Origin of the sequence: Mycolicibacterium chengduense, from assembly GCF_033741155.1 — a bacterium.
Classification (GTDB): Bacteria; Actinomycetota; Actinomycetes; order Mycobacteriales; family Mycobacteriaceae; genus Mycobacterium.
This window is the reverse complement of sequence record NZ_JAWQNH010000004.1, coordinates 453,461-467,809: the sequence shown is the minus strand read 5'-3', so window position 1 is coordinate 467,809 and position 14,349 is coordinate 453,461. Positions and strand designations below refer to the sequence as shown.

General features: G+C 63.5%; 14 protein-coding genes. 9 read left to right on the top strand and 5 right to left on the bottom strand.

Features of this window, described 5'->3' with window-relative positions; translation table 11 throughout:
• Nucleotides 1–5: 5 nt before the first annotated feature.
• From SBI67_RS17320 to SBI67_RS17290, 7 genes are read left to right on the top strand one after another with little or no spacing between them, the layout of a single operon-like run.
• Nucleotides 6–1,193 (top strand): MCE family protein, encoded by a 1,188-nt coding sequence (locus SBI67_RS17320; RefSeq protein WP_413232511.1) that lies wholly within the window; start codon nucleotides 6–8, stop codon nucleotides 1,191–1,193.
• Nucleotides 1,190–2,218 (top strand): MCE family protein, encoded by a 1,029-nt coding sequence (locus SBI67_RS17315; RefSeq protein WP_318981730.1) that lies wholly within the window; start codon nucleotides 1,190–1,192, stop codon nucleotides 2,216–2,218. The genes SBI67_RS17320 and SBI67_RS17315 overlap by 4 nt, the downstream gene beginning before the upstream one ends.
• Entirely contained in the window at nucleotides 2,215–3,297 is a 1,083-nt protein-coding gene (locus tag SBI67_RS17310) for an MCE family protein (protein WP_318981729.1), read from the top strand. Before SBI67_RS17315 ends, SBI67_RS17310 begins: the two co-directional genes overlap by 4 nt.
• Nucleotides 3,297–4,721: an MCE family protein gene (locus tag SBI67_RS17305; protein ID WP_413232510.1), complete on the top strand. Its 1,425-nt coding sequence runs from the start codon at nucleotides 3,297–3,299 to the stop codon at nucleotides 4,719–4,721. Before SBI67_RS17310 ends, SBI67_RS17305 begins: the two co-directional genes overlap by 1 nt.
• Nucleotides 4,718–5,932, top strand: coding sequence for an MCE family protein (locus SBI67_RS17300; protein WP_318981727.1), 1,215 nt, complete (start codon nucleotides 4,718–4,720; stop codon nucleotides 5,930–5,932). Before SBI67_RS17305 ends, SBI67_RS17300 begins: the two co-directional genes overlap by 4 nt.
• The gene (locus SBI67_RS17295) at nucleotides 5,933–7,531 is read left to right on the top strand and encodes an MCE family protein (RefSeq protein ID WP_318981726.1); all 1,599 of its coding nucleotides are present in this window, start codon (nucleotides 5,933–5,935) and stop codon (nucleotides 7,529–7,531) included. It begins immediately after the preceding gene.
• The gene (locus SBI67_RS17290) at nucleotides 7,528–8,022 is read left to right on the top strand and encodes an Rv2253/PknI dimerization domain-containing protein (protein ID WP_318981725.1); all 495 of its coding nucleotides are present in this window, start codon (nucleotides 7,528–7,530) and stop codon (nucleotides 8,020–8,022) included. The genes SBI67_RS17295 and SBI67_RS17290 overlap by 4 nt, the downstream gene beginning before the upstream one ends.
• A 1-nt stretch (nucleotide 8,023) precedes the next feature.
• Here the strand turns inward: SBI67_RS17290 and SBI67_RS17285 are convergent, their stop codons facing one another.
• The 3 genes from SBI67_RS17285 to SBI67_RS17275 form a co-directional block, all read right to left on the bottom strand.
• Nucleotides 8,024–8,500, bottom strand: a complete 477-nt coding sequence (locus SBI67_RS17285; RefSeq protein ID WP_318981724.1) for a MaoC family dehydratase — start codon at nucleotides 8,498–8,500, stop codon at nucleotides 8,024–8,026.
• Complete coding sequence (locus SBI67_RS17280) at nucleotides 8,497–9,690, bottom strand: amidohydrolase family protein (protein WP_318981723.1); 1,194 nt, start codon at nucleotides 9,688–9,690, stop codon at nucleotides 8,497–8,499. Before SBI67_RS17280 ends, SBI67_RS17285 begins: the two co-directional genes overlap by 4 nt.
• A 73-nt stretch (nucleotides 9,691–9,763) precedes the next feature.
• Nucleotides 9,764–10,417 (bottom strand): cysteine hydrolase family protein, encoded by a 654-nt coding sequence (locus tag SBI67_RS17275; RefSeq protein ID WP_318981722.1) that lies wholly within the window; start codon nucleotides 10,415–10,417, stop codon nucleotides 9,764–9,766.
• A 50-nt stretch (nucleotides 10,418–10,467) separates the two neighbouring features.
• Here SBI67_RS17275 and SBI67_RS17270 point away from each other — a divergent pair, with 50 nt between their 5' ends.
• Nucleotides 10,468–10,908, top strand: coding sequence for a nuclear transport factor 2 family protein (locus SBI67_RS17270; protein WP_318981721.1), 441 nt, complete (start codon nucleotides 10,468–10,470; stop codon nucleotides 10,906–10,908).
• 5 nt (nucleotides 10,909–10,913) lie between these two features.
• Here the strand turns inward: SBI67_RS17270 and SBI67_RS17265 are convergent, their stop codons facing one another.
• Complete coding sequence (locus SBI67_RS17265) at nucleotides 10,914–11,813, bottom strand: TIGR03619 family F420-dependent LLM class oxidoreductase (protein WP_318981720.1); 900 nt, start codon at nucleotides 11,811–11,813, stop codon at nucleotides 10,914–10,916.
• A 10-nt stretch (nucleotides 11,814–11,823) separates the two neighbouring features.
• On the bottom strand, nucleotides 11,824–12,927 hold the full coding sequence (locus SBI67_RS17260; protein WP_318981719.1) for an acyl-CoA dehydrogenase family protein: 1,104 nt from the start codon (nucleotides 12,925–12,927) through the stop codon (nucleotides 11,824–11,826).
• A 223-nt stretch (nucleotides 12,928–13,150) separates the two neighbouring features.
• Between SBI67_RS17260 and SBI67_RS17255 the strand changes: the two genes are divergently transcribed.
• Nucleotides 13,151–14,347, top strand: coding sequence for an amidohydrolase family protein (locus tag SBI67_RS17255; RefSeq protein ID WP_318981718.1), 1,197 nt, complete (start codon nucleotides 13,151–13,153; stop codon nucleotides 14,345–14,347).
• Nucleotides 14,348–14,349: the final 2 nt, after the last annotated feature.

Genomic DNA, 14,349 nt, shown 5'->3' with positions numbered 1-14,349 from the left:
CGGCCATGGTAAAGAACAATATTCGTCCGCTCGCCGGTTCAGCCTTGATCGTGACCGTGGCCATTGTCGTGGCCTTGGCCATCGCATTGTTTCGGGGCAGCTTCACCTCGACAGTTCCGGTCACCGTGATCGCCGACCGCGCCGGCCTGGTGATGAACCCTGACGCCAAGGTCAAGATGCGTGACGTACAGGTCGGTTTCGTCGAATCCATCACCGACACCGGCGACGGCCGGGCAGCGCTGAAACTTGCGCTGGACCCGTCGAAAATCCACCTGATCCCGGGCAACGTCGGAGTCACCATCGCCTCGTCGACGGTCTTCGGCGCGAAGTTCGTTGAGTTCGACGCACCAGCAAAACCGTCTGCGGAGTCGCTGCGGTCGGGGCAGGTCCTGGAGTCCGACCACGTGACCGTCGAGATCAACACCGTCTTCGAGCAGCTGACCAAGCTCCTCGACAGCATCAAGCCGGAAGAACTCAACACAACGCTGAGCACCTTGGCGCGGGGTATCAGTGGACGGGGCGAGCAGATGGGTAGCACCATTGCCGACTTAGATCAGCTGCTCCGCCAACTCGAACCGAGTCTGCCGAATCTGTCGCGCGACTTATCCGCAGCGCCAACAACATTTAGCACCTTCGCCGACGCAGCTCCGGACCTGCTGTCCATCGCGGACAACGCCAGTGCGATCTCCAGGACACTCGTGGATCAGCAACGTAACCTCGACGCGTTCTTGGTGAGCACGACTGGTCTCATGGGCCGCGGCGCTGACGTCGTGGGCGCCAATCGTCAGCCGCTGACTGATGTCCTCCAGATGCTCGTTCCCACCACTGATCTGCTCAACCGATATCGCGATGTTCTCAACTGCTCCCTCACGACAATGCTCGAACTCCTCAAGAATCCACCACTGGACAAGCCGGGTGCCGTGGTGAACACGGGTTTCAATCTGGGTCTCGACAGGTACCGGTACCCTTCGAATCTGCCGAAGGTCGCGGCCACCGGTGGTCCCCAATGCCTGGGCCTGCCGAATCTGCCCTTCGACAGTCGTATCCCGTTCGTGGTCGCCGATACCGGGGCCAATCCGTTTGCCTTGAACAATCCCGGGATCGTGCTGAACGCCGACGGGCTCAAACAGTTCCTGTTCGGGCCGATTGACGGGCCACCCCGGAACACCGCTCAGATCGGACAACCCGGATGAAAAGTTCGCGAATGACCATGGTCAAGTTCGTGGCTTTCGCTGCGGTCATGATCACGTTGACGGCGTTCATCGTGATGACGTTCAGTCGGTACGAGTCCCGGGACACGTTCGACTATTCAGCGGTTTTCGTCGATGCGTCGGGTTTGCGCACGGGCGACTCGGTGCGGGTTGCCGGCATCCGCGTCGGCTCGGTGGGAACGGTGAACCTGCAAGACGACAAAAGGGTGCTCGTACAGTTCTCCCTCGATCGCTCGATCCCTCTGACGCTGGGTACCCGCGCGGCGATCCGGTATCTCAACCTGGTCGGCGACAGGTACCTCGAGATCGTCGACGGGCCGGGCTCGACACGCAAGATGCTCCCGGGCTCTGTGATACCCGCCGATCGCACTGATCCAGCACTTGACCTCGACACGCTCCTTGGTGGGTTGAAGCCGGTGATCCAGGGCCTGGACCCCAAGGACGTGAACACGCTCACGAGCGCGCTCGTGGATGTGTTCCAAGGGCAGGGCGGCACACTTGAATCGCTGCTGTCCCGGACATCGTCGTTCACCAACACCCTGGCCGACAACAGTACGGTCATGGAGCAGGTGATCGACAATCTGACCGCCGCCATCGGCACGATCTCGGACAACGGGCAGCAATTCTCTGTCACCCTGGACCGTCTACACGAGCTCATCGGCCAGTTGGCCGGCGATCGCGATCGGATCGGCTCAGCCATTGAATCGCTGAGCCGTGGCACCGCATCGGTGACTGAACTCCTGAGCCAGGCGCGTCCACCGTTGGCGAAGACGGTCAACGAACTGGACCGACTCGCAACAAATCTCAACGCGCAACCCGATCGACTGGAGACCTCTATCCGGAAGGCGCCGGAAAACTATCGCAAGATGATGCGGCTCGGTTCGTACGGGAGCTTCTTCAACTACTACCTCTGTGGGATCACGATCCGCGTGAGCGACTTGCAGAATCGCACGGCGGTGTTCCCCTGGATCGAGCAGACCACCGGAAGGTGCTCTGAGCCCAAATGATCAAATATCGCAGCAGACGACTGATCCGTGCCGGCTTCATCGGCGTTATCGTGTGCGTCCTCGTCATTCTTGTCGGCCTCAACCCGGACACCATCCTCGGTCCCGCCACCAAGGTGCGCTACGAGGCGGTTTTTGCCGATGCCGGCGGCCTGCAGCCCGGCAACGACGTCAAGATCTCCGGCGTGAAGGTCGGAACCGTGTCGCAGATCCAGCTGCGCTCGGGCAAGGCGTGGGTGCAGTTCACCGTTGACGCCACCGTCCCGCTCGGTGACCAGTCTACCGCTCACGTGCGCACGGGCACCCTGCTGGGTGAACGCATGCTGACCGTAGACTCAGCGGGCAGCGCCAGTCTGAAACCGCTTGACGTCATCCCGATCTCACGAACCTCGTCGCCGTACTCACTGACTGACGCGGTGGGTGATCTCACGTCGAACACCGCGGGAATCGACACCGGTGCGCTCAATAGGTCTCTGAACACGCTGGCCGATACGCTCGATCAGATCGCCCCTCAACTCGGTCCGACGTTCGACGGGCTGAGCCGAGTGTCGAAGTCCCTCAACAGCCGTAATGAAACGATCGGGGAACTACTGCGAAACACCGGCCGGGTGACCGAGATTTTGGCGCAACGCAGCCAAGAGGTGAACTCACTTCTGCTCAACGCCAACGATCTGGTGGGTATGCTCGTCGAGCAACGCGAAGCCATCGCCTCACTGTTGGCGAGCACCTCATCGTTGGCGCAGCAGGTGTCCGGGCTCATCGCCGACAATCGCAAGCAGCTCGCGCCTGCGCTGCAGAAGCTCAACAGCGTCTTGGATGTGTTGCAGCGCAACCGAGACGACCTCGGCAGGGCGTTGCCCCTGCTCGCCAAGTTCCAGAGCGAGTTCAGTGAGATCGTCGCAAGCGGTCCGTTCTACATGGCCTACATCCCCAATCTGATTCCCGGACAGCTTCTTCAACCGTTCTTCGACTATGCATTCGGCTTCCGCAGGGGTACCAATGCCGGTCAGCCGCCGGACAATGCCGGCCCGCGTGCCGAGCTGCCGCTGCCGTACAACGGGATTCCTGAGAGGCCGCGGTAATGCAGCGATCGAGAATCGTCGTGGTGACTGCCGCTCTGCTCGCGGTCGCTCTGCCCGGCGGTGTGGGCGCGCTCGTGGTCGATCATGTGCGAGCGCCGCTGTCGATCGACGCGTACTTCACCAGTGTCACGGGAGTTTACGCCGGCGATGAAGTGCGTATCGCCGGCGTAAAGGTGGGCAACATAGCGTCCATCACTCCAGCGGGTGACCGGGTGAAGATGGGGCTGACCGTCCACCACGGGGTATCTGTACCGGCCAACGCCAACGCGGTCATCGTGGCGCCGAACCTCATTTCGGCGCGCTTCGTTCAGCTCACCCCCGCCTACGAGGATGCGGGCCCCACTATGGCCAGCGGCGCGGTGATTCCGATCGAGCGGACCGCAGCGCCCGTCGAGTGGGACGAGGTCAAACGTCAGCTCACTCGACTCGCCACCGATCTCGGCCCTCGCAGCGACGTGTCGACCACGTCGGCCGGGCGCTTCATCGACAGTGCCGCGAACGCGATGAATGGCAACGGGGTCAAGTTGCGCGATACACTCGCGCAGTTGTCGGGCGCTGGTCGTATCCTTGCCGGCAACAGCGGCGACCTCGTTGCGGTGATCGAAAACCTGCAGACATTTGTGACGGCCCTTCGCGACAGCAACGAGCAGATCGTTCAATTCCAGGGACGGTTGGCGACCGTGTCGAGCGTCCTGAACGGCAGCCGGTCGGACCTTGACTCCGCGCTCCGGAATGTCGCCGATGTCGTCGGCGAGGTGCAGCAATTCGTGAGCCAAACGCGAGATCCGGCCTCCGAGCAGATTCAACGGCTAGCGGATGTCACATCGAATCTTGTTCAGCACAAACAGGATCTCGAACAAATCCTGCATGTGGCACCCAACGCGCTGGCGAATACGGTGAACTTCTTCGACCCGCGAGACGGTGCGATCAATGGAGTTTTCGGCTTCAACGAGTTCTCTAACCCGATCCAGTTCATCTGCTCGGCGATCGGAGCCGTCGAAAACGTGACGGCCTCCGAATCGTCGAAGCTGTGCGCCCAATACCTTGGTCCTGCTCTTCGGACGCTGAACTTCAACTATCTGCCGTTCCCGGTTCATCCCTTCCTTTCGAGTGCACCCACACCGGATCAGATGGTCTACACCGAACCGGGTTTGGCGCCGGGCGGCACCGGAGGTAAACCGGGACCCCCTGAGACTCCGCCGGCGGTCTCGGCGTACACCGGAGCCGGCGATGTGGCACCTCCGCCGGGGTACGGCCCACCCCCAGCACCACCATCGCCCTCACTGCCCGGATTGCTGCTACCCGCAACCCAGCCCGCGCCGCCTGACACACCGCCGAACACTCCGCCAGGGCCTCTGTTGCCGGCAGAGGCGACACCCGCGCCGCCCACCGCGCCCGCACCACCTCAGGAGCCGCAGCCATGATATCGACGCGACGGACGTTCGGGTTCGTAGCGGCGGCGATGACGGCCGTCGTGACCTCAGGATGTGGTTACCACGGCTTGAATTCGCTGTCGCTTCCGGGGACTGTGGGAGGCCGCGATGGCGTGACGTATCACGTCGAACTGGCCAATGTCGGTACCTTGGAATCGAATTCCCCGGTGCTCGTCAACGACGTTGTCGTCGGAAGTATCGGTGCGATGACCGTCGAGAACTATCACGCCGATGTCACCGTCAAAGTGCGGCCCGATGTCAGCATCGCCGAGAACGTTGTCGCGCGGGTCGGGCAAACCAGCCTGTTGGGGTCGATGCACCTGTCGCTCGATCCGCCGCTCGGTGAGCAGCCACAAGGAAGGCTCGCGCCAGGGGCCACGGTCCCCCTCAACCGGTCGACGACGTATCCCTCCACGGAGCGTACGTTGTCGTCGCTGGCAGCGGTCGTCAACGGTGGTGGACTCGGCCAGATCGGTGACATCATCCGCACAGTCGGAACGGCGCTGGGAGGGCATGAACAAGAGGCGCGAGACGTGTTGGCGCGACTCGACGATTTTATCGGAACCTTCGACAGACAGCGTGAGGATGTGGTCGCCACCCTGCAAGCCCTCGATCGCCTCAGCGCCCAGGTGGCCGGTCAACGTGACGTCATCGCCGAGACGCTGCGCGACCTACCGCCGGCTCTCAACGTCCTCATCGACATGCGGCCGCAGTTGATGACCGCGCTGGACACCGCACGCGAATTCTTCGACGTCACCACCCGGCTCGTCAACGACTCGCAGAACGACCTGGTGACCAACCTGAACAATCTGAGCCCGACACTCAAGGCACTGGCCGACGTGGGTCCCGAAATCGACTCCGCGTTGGGATATGTCACCGTCCTGCCATACGGGCAGAACGTCATCGACCGCGGGGTGAAAGGCGATTATCTGAATCTCTACATCATCCTCGATCTGACGCGCAATCGGCTCAAGCGAACCCTGTTGTCCGGCACCAGATTCGGTGACCCACACGTTCCACTCGTACCGGCACCGGGTGACCGGGGGTATGACGCCTTCTACGCCGCTCCGCCGCCGACTGATCCGCTGCAAGCTCCGATCATGGCCCCGCCCCCTGCTGGCGGCCCGCCCCCGGAAGCCGCCGCGCCGGCGACGCCTGCTGCTCCGGCGCCGCCGACCCCGGGCCCATCTCAGGGAGGCTGAATGCTCACCCGGTTCATTCGCATCCAGCTGGTGGTCTTCGCCGTCGCCTCCGTCATCGGGCTGGTTCTGATGGCGGTCAACTATCTGAAGGTGCCGATGTTCCTCGGTATCGGCCGTTACGACGTCACCTTGGAACTGCCCGCGGGTGGAGGTATCTATAGGTTCGCCAACGTCACCTACCGCGGCGTGCAAGTCGGCAAGGTCACCTCGGTCGACCTGACGCGCGACGGGGCGGTGGCAACCCTGTCGGTCACGTCGACACCGCGCATCCCCGCCGATCTCGATGCCGAGGTGCGCAGCCTTTCTGCGGTGGGGGAACAGTACGTCGACCTCAAACCGCGTACCGATGATGGACCCTATTTGCACCAGGGGTCGATCATCCCGGCATCCCGGGCGGCTGTTCCGCAACCCGTGGGTCCGATGCTGGACCGCTTGAGCGATCTGGTGAGTTCCATACCCGAGCAGCGTATTCCCGGACTGCTACAGGAAACATCCACCGCGCTCGACGGAGCAGAATACGATCTCGGGTCACTGCTGGATTCTGCGGCGCGCCTGTCCGCAGATACCCGGGCGGCGTCAAATCAGGCCCGCGGCCTCATAGATGACAGTGCGCCATTGCTCGAGGGCGCCGTCCAATCCGCAGCCGACACTCGGCGATGGGCCGCTGACCTCGCAGCGGTATCGGCTCAGTTGCGCACCAATGATCCACAGCTGCGCCAGATCGTTCAGACCGGTCCCGGAGCTTTCGACGAGGTCTCCAAGCTGCTTGATGACGTGAAGCCAACGTTGCCGATATTGTTGGCCAATCTCACGAGTCTCGGACAGGTGGCGCTGACCTATCACCCCAGCCTCGAACAGGTCATGGTGCTGTTGCCGTCATTTCTCGGCGGCTTCGACCAGATCTCACAGGGTAAGAACGCGACCGGCGTGCCCATCGGTAACTTCCACCTCCAGATCGGTGACCCGCCCGCCTGCACCGTGGGATTCCTGCCGCCCTCGCAGTGGCGGTCACCCTCCGATACGACGACCCTCGACACCCCCGACGGCCTTTATTGCAAGCTTCCGCAAGATTCACCGATCGCAGTGCGCGGTGCGCGGAACTTCCCGTGCATGGGACAACCGGGCAAACGTGCGCCGACCGTCGAGATCTGCGATAGCGATAAGCCCTATGAGCCTTTGGCACTTCGCCAGCACGCGCTCGGTCCGTACCCCATAGATCCCAACCTGATCGCCCAGGGAGTCCCTCCTGACGACCGTGTCGAAGGCGGTGCCGCAATCACAGCTCCGCTTGAGGGGACCCCGCCGCCCGCCGGGGCGGCGCCGCCGGAGGGAGCTCCCCAAGAACCTGGCCCAGTCGAACAGCCGCCGGCCGTTGGTGTAGAGCCCACACCGCCGGTCCCCGCCGCGGCGCCGAACTCCGTTGCGCCGTCCAGCTTTCGCTCCGGGGGATCGCCGGGGATCTCAGTTGCCACCTACGACCCCACCACCGGACGCTACGTCACCGCCGACGGCACGACCCAACAGCAGACCAACCTGGCGCACGCAGGTGTGACTCCCGGCTGGCGTCAGATGGTGCTGCCGATAGGGGAAGATAAATGAACGACGGCACCCTGTGCGCACTCGGGGTTGCAATCAGTGCTCTGGCGATTGTCGGCGCGTCGCCGCACACCGCCGCAGCGGCACCGAATGACGGCGTCGCCCTCAACGGTGTCTACACCGTGGTTTCCGACGGTCAGATGGCCAAGACCAACGAACGATTTCAGGACGAGGCCACGGTGACCGCGCGGTGGACCGTGTCCAGCGATTGCACCACTTTTCAAGATTGCACCGGACATGTCGAATCCGATCAGGGGTGGACGGCCGACATCAAGTACATCAGTAACGTCTGGTACCTCCGACGCACATTGCCGAACTGGGAACCGTGCCCTGACGGTTCGGCCGCACCAGGGGAACAGACCTACTACTTCTGGCGCGATCCCGACAACACCGCAAACCTGACCGGATGGGACATGACGCTAGGCAGCAGCGGTGCGTGTGGAATCAACAAGCAGCTATCGATCAGGATGCCATTGCACTTGGCTCCGGCATGAATCAGGCGTCCACCATGGCGGCGATCGTATCGACGACACACGCCGGCTTGTCGGAACCTTCTACCTCGACCGTGACCCGGACCGTCGCGCGCCCACCGCGGTCGTTACGATCGACCTTCAGCAGCTCCGCGCCCGCGCGGATGCGGGAGTCCACGGGGACCGGGGCCGGGAAGCGCAGCTTATCCACCCCATAGTTGACCTGCATCGACAATCCCGTGACCCGGTAGATCTGCTGCACCAGAACAGGCACCAGCGACAGCGTCAAGTACCCGTGGGCGATCGTCTTGCCGTACGGGCCCGCGGCGGCGCGCCGCGGATCGACGTGGATCCACTGGTGATCACCGGTGGCCTCGGCGAACAGATCGATTTCCCGCTGGGTCACCTGGCGCCAGTCACTGTAACCGAGATGTTCGCCGACATGGGCTTCGAACGCGGAGACTCCGTCGAATACGGTGGGCCCGGTGCACGCCTGAGTCATACCGTGACCTTGAGGCCCAGCTGTTCGATGGCGTTGCCGCCCATGATCTTTGCCTTCGTCTCTTCGGAGAAGCCCTCGAGACGGTCCACGAAGCTCAGCGGGTCGCCGATACCCTCGGGGTGCGGGAAGTCCGAACCGAACATCACATGGTCCTCGCCCATGATGTCGACGATGCTCTTGACGTCGTCTTCGAGGAAGGGGTGGATGTAGACGTTGCGTTTGAACACCTCGACCGGGTGCTCGTCGAACTCCTTGGGCATGGTCCGGTACGCCTTGTCCAGCAATCGCAGCAGGTTCCTGACCCATCCGCTGCCGTTCTCCACCACCAGGACGCGCAGATCCGGGAAGCGCGAGAGCGCACCGTGGCAGATCAGCGCGGCGAGCGTGTCCTCCATTGCCCGGAATCCCATCACCACTTCGCGCAGCGCACTGGGCTTGAAGGACAGGTACTCGTTGCCGCCCTCCCATTCCATCAGGTGCTTCTGGTAGCCGCTGTCGGAGGCGTGGAAAGTCACCGGAATGCCGGCCTTGACCACCTCTTCCCAGAATGGGTCGAATTCGGGCAGCCCCATCGACCGTGAACCCCCGAAGCGGCTCGGCACCGGTGCGGGCCGCAGCAGGAATGTCTTCATGCCCCGATCGAGGCACCAGTGGAACTCCTTGATCGCCTCGTCGACCAACGGCAGGCAGATGACCGGGGTGGCGAAGATCCGGTTCTCGTAGTTGAACGACCAGTGCTCGTGCATCCATTCGTTGAGTGCGTGGATGATCGCATGGGTCAGGATCACGTCATCGGTGGTGCGTTCCTCGATCAAGCTTGCCAAGGTCGGGTACATCACGCACTGGTCGATGCCGAGCTCGTCCATGAGCTCGAGACGAGGTGCGGGGGACTGGTAGGCGGGGATGATGTCCATGGCTTCGCCGATGAACTCGCGAAAACTGAGGCCCTCCGGATTGTTGCCGAGGAAGTAGTCCTCGGCGCTGCCTGGGCGTGCGACCCGCTCGAACGTCGGGTTGGGGATCATGTGGCTGATGTGGTCCTTGACGACAAGCTTGGGGCGCCCGTTGACCTCGACGTAGCCGACCTTGCCGCGGTGTTCCTTCGGCAGGTATTTGGTGAGCGCATCCGTGGTCTCGTACATGTGATTGTCGATGTCGAAGACGGGGTAGGGAAGTGAACGGGACGGCACGGCTGGTTCCTCCTCTGAACAGCGAATATGTTAATTCTCGCTTGTGGATACTGACGTTATCACCTCTTACCCATCACATCCAGGTGGTTCCCGTTCGCGTGACGGCTCCCTTCCACGTGTCGAGGATCTGCTCGGCGGTGGTCACGGTCGCGAGCAGGGCAAGGGAGTTGTCGATCACGGCATCGGAGTATTCGCGCGGGAACCCGCTGACGGCATCGCGGGGAAGGACGAACTGGTATCCGCGGTTGACCGCATCCATGACGAAGTTGGTGATGGCGATGTTCACCGAAACGCCCACTCCGACAATCGTTGTGATGCCGAGATTGCGTAGAACCGAGTCGAGGTCGGTTCCGGTCATCGGGCCCACCCCATGCGTTCGGGTGAGCACGAGGTCGTCCTCGGCCGGGCCGAATTCGGGCAGCACGGCAGCGCCAGGGGTGCCCGGGGTAAGGTCGGCGCCGAACGAGGCGCCGGCTGCGAACAGCCTGGCGTTGGTGTTCGAACCGCGTCCGTCGGGCCGGCGCTGGATAAGGCAGTGTACGACGGTGACCTGCGCGGCGCGCGCCGCGGCAAGTAGTCGGCCGATGTTCGGTATCGCCTCCCGCCTGGCCTCGTCGGCCAGCATCGGGAGGCCGGCTTGGGGGCCGATGACGCCCCCTTGGCACTCCTGGGTCACCAGCGCCGTGGTGCTTGGTTCGAGTAATTGGGCCAGGTTGGGTCGGGGCATGGAAATACACGTTATCGTCTGTCTTACAGCAATTTCCACCAGGAGTGATCATGGAGCTTTGGGAACTGGTCGCGCGCGAGTCGATACGGCAGCTGATGGCGGATTACACCGCGGCCACCGACCGGTTCGATCTTCAGACGCTTGCGGCGTGTTTCGCACCGACGGGCGTTCTGGAGTTCACTGGCGGTGCCGAACCGCTACGCGGGCGGGACGCGATCGTCACAGGTCTGACCGCGGCCCTGCGTCGGCCCGCCGCGTCGTCCCGCAAGGCCCCCGCTTTCGTTCGCCACCACGTCGGTAGTCCCCAGTTCGGTGCGGTGGGTCACCAACGCGCCGAGGCGGACAGCTACTTCGCCGTGTACACCGATGCCGGCGCCGACCACTGGGGCCGCTACCGCGATATCCTGGCGTCGGTGGACGGCCGCTGGCTGTTCGCCCACCGCACCATCGCCGTGGACGCGTTCTCACCCACGAGTCTGATGGCTGGGTGATTCGATCAAGCGCTGACGAATTCCTGTGCGAACGCCTGCGCGCGGTCGATGACCTCGGCCCGGTCGGCGCCGGGATGTGCGATCGGCAGCCAGGTCACGCCCGCCGCCTCCAATCGTTCGAGCAGAGCGTGTCGCTCGTCGGCAGATCGGCTGTCGTCGAGCAGGTTGCCGGCGGAGAAGCAGATGTCGAGGGGTTCGGTGCGACCGATTTCGGCGGCGTACTTCTTCGCCCAAACGATTGCCGCTTCCAGTTCGTCCACTGTCGAAATCTCGGCGGTCCGGGAGGCGGTCGCGTAGCCGAACGTGTTGAACGGAGCCCATCCCTGCCCGCGTGACACCGCCCGCCGCACCGCCGGTTTGCTGTTGCCGCCGATCCAGACCGGCGGGGCCGTGACGACTGGCCGTAGGCGAACACCCCGCGCCGAGAACGTCGTGCCTTCGAATGCCACGTCGCGACCCGATAGGGCTTCGGCCAGCACGTCGAGCGCTTGATCAAGTGCCGCCGCACGACCGTCGAAATCGATACCCAAAGACCGAAATTCGGGCTTCAGGTACCCGGCTGCGGTTCCGAGGATCAGTCGGCCCGACGACAGCAGCTGCAGACTCTGGATCTGCTTGGCACCGAGGAAGGGGTTGCGATAAGCCGCGATGTAGACGTTCGTGAGCAGCATGATGTCGTCCGAGGCCGCAGCGGCGAACGACAGAGCGACGAAGGGGTCCAGCGCATGGTGTCCGCCGTGGTCCAGCCATTTGGCATCCGGTGCGGGGTGGTCGGTCACGTGAACGGCGCCATAGCCAGCCGCTTCCGCGGCCCGCGTGATCTCGGAAATAGCCTCGGCCGTGACGAATTCGTCCGCACCATCCACCCGATGGGTTGGTAGTTCGAGGGAGAAGGAGAGGGGCATGAGAGTCCTTTCAGCTGCCGACGAGTTCGGCGAGTCGTTCTGCGTGTTGATGAGGGTCGCCGAACATGAGCTCACTCGACTTCGCTCGACGGAAGTACAGATGTGCATCGTGTTCCCAGGTGAACCCGATACCGCCGTGCACCCGCATCGTGTCCACGGCCACCGAGAGAAATGCCTCGGAGCAGGCCAACTTCGCCACCGCCGCGGCGACGGCAAGCTCAGACGGATCGTCACAGCCGGCGGCATGGGTGACCGCTGAGCGCGCGCCCTCGACCAGGACGAGCATGTCGGCGCATCGGTGTTTGACGGCCTGGAAGCTGCCGATCGCCCGACCGAACTGAATGCGGTTCTTGGCATAGTCCACGGCCATGTCGAGACATCGGCTGGCGGCGCCGAGCTGCTCTGCGGCCAAGGCCACCAGTGCAAGGTCACCGGTGCGCCGGAGCCCGTCTGCAGCCTGCTCACGGCCGCCGATCAACCGCGCGGGCACGTCGGAGAAGGTCACGTCAGCGATCTTGCGTGTGCGGTCCAGCGTCGCCAGTGGCGTACGGGTGAGGCCCTCCGCGTCTGCTGCGACGGCGAACAGCGCTACACCGAACGATGTTGTTGCAGCGACGAATAGCATATCCGCAGTGTGTCCGTCGAGCACTCGGGGGGCGTGACCGGACACCCGAAAACCGTCGCCGGCGGCAACAGCGGTGAGCGAGACCGATACGTGAGGATCCCACAGGCCCAGAGAACCGTCCAGGATGACGGTGCCCGTCATCTCACCGCCGACCATCGCCGGTACGTATTCCGAGATGGCGCCCTCGTCGCCGCTGTCCAGCACGGCGTTGACAGCTAACGCGACGGTGGCGAAGAAAGGCGCGCACAACAGTGCGGCCCCCATCTCCTCGAAGACGACGACGATCTCACGAAGCCCCGCCCCGGCGCCTCCCCACTGCTCGGGAACGGCAATCCCGTGCAGTCCGAGTTCGGTGGCCATGGTTTTCCACACCGCAGCGTCGTACCCACGGTCTGTGTCCATGAGGGCGCGGACCGAGGCGCTCGGCGACGCATCGTGGAGGAAGCCACGGACCGCCTCCCTCAGTTCGTCGAGTTCAGTCTTCGCCACGTTTGAACCCCTCGGCGCCGTCAAGTGCCCGGCACAGCGAAGGAATCGACCTGTCGACCATCATTTCGTTCATTCGACCCTTCGCGTGTGATCTGCGTCCGATGCCGTAGCACGGGCGTCGAGGCGGTGTTCCGCCAGACCTGGGAGTAGGCATTCTTAGAACAAGATAGTATGTTTCCTGCCTAGGGAGAATAGACATTCTCACTCGAAAGGGGCTTCGGCAGTGACCGTGAAACTCGACTATGGGATCTTCGACTGCGACACGCACTGCTACGAGACACGCGATGCGTTCACCCGGTATCTACCCGCGAAGTTCCATGATCGGGCAATCGCACCGGTGCGCGGGATCGACGGCAAGGAGGTCATCCTCGCCGGCCACCGCGTCGCGACCTTCAACAGTGAGGCGGGCCTCGGTTTCGACCTCGCCTACCGGCCCGGATCGTTGAAGGAGATGCTCAAGCAGATGGGGTCGGGCAATCCCGACGAAACGTACGAGCCTCAGCCGATGCGCGCGGAGTATCTGGAACGCGAGCCACGGCTGCGGATCATGGTGGAGCAGAACGTCGAGCGCGCGGTGATCTTCCCTGCCGGCATGGCACTGGCCGCCGAGCACTACGTCGACGACACCGAAGCGCTCTACGCGAACCTGCGGTCGTTCAACCGATGGTTCGACGACACCTGGGGCTTCAACTATCAGGACACGATCTACGCGACTGCCCTGCTGTCGCTGCGCGATCTCGACAGCGCCATCGCCGAGACGGAGGCGATCATCGAGCAGGGCGCGCGGATGGTACTGCTACCCACCGGCCCCGCCTACGGGCGCTCACCAGGTGATCCGTACTTCGACCCGATTTATGCTCGGCTGCAAGAAGCAGGCTGCACGCTGGTCTTCCACATCCAGCCGTACTGGTACTTCGACGCGATCTCGCCGGCCTGGGGACTGAACCCCGATCCGGCGGCGTGGCACATGTCCGCGTGGCAGTGGATGAACATCTACGGGCAGCGGCCGATCGAGGACACCCTGTCGGCGTTGGTCTTCGACAACCTCTTCGGGCGGTTCCCCGGTCTGAAGGTCCTCGTCGCCGAGCACGGTGCGGAATGGGTGCCGCAGTTCGTCATTCACATGGACAAGAGCCGCGGGATGGGCCGCAACGGGCCCTGGATCGGTGGCAAACTGACCGAGCGGCCCTCGGAGATCTTCCGCCGCCACGTCGGTGTGGTGCCATATCCCGAAGACGACATCCCGGCGATTGTCGGCCGGCTCGGTTATGACGACTGCTTGCTGATGGGTTCGGATTTTCCGCACGCTGAGGGCCTTGCCGAGCCGGCAGATTTCGTCAAGCTGCTCGACCCGCTCGATGACGACGCCAAACGGCGCATCATGCGTGACAACGCAGACGCACTGCTGCGCCGGAGCTGACC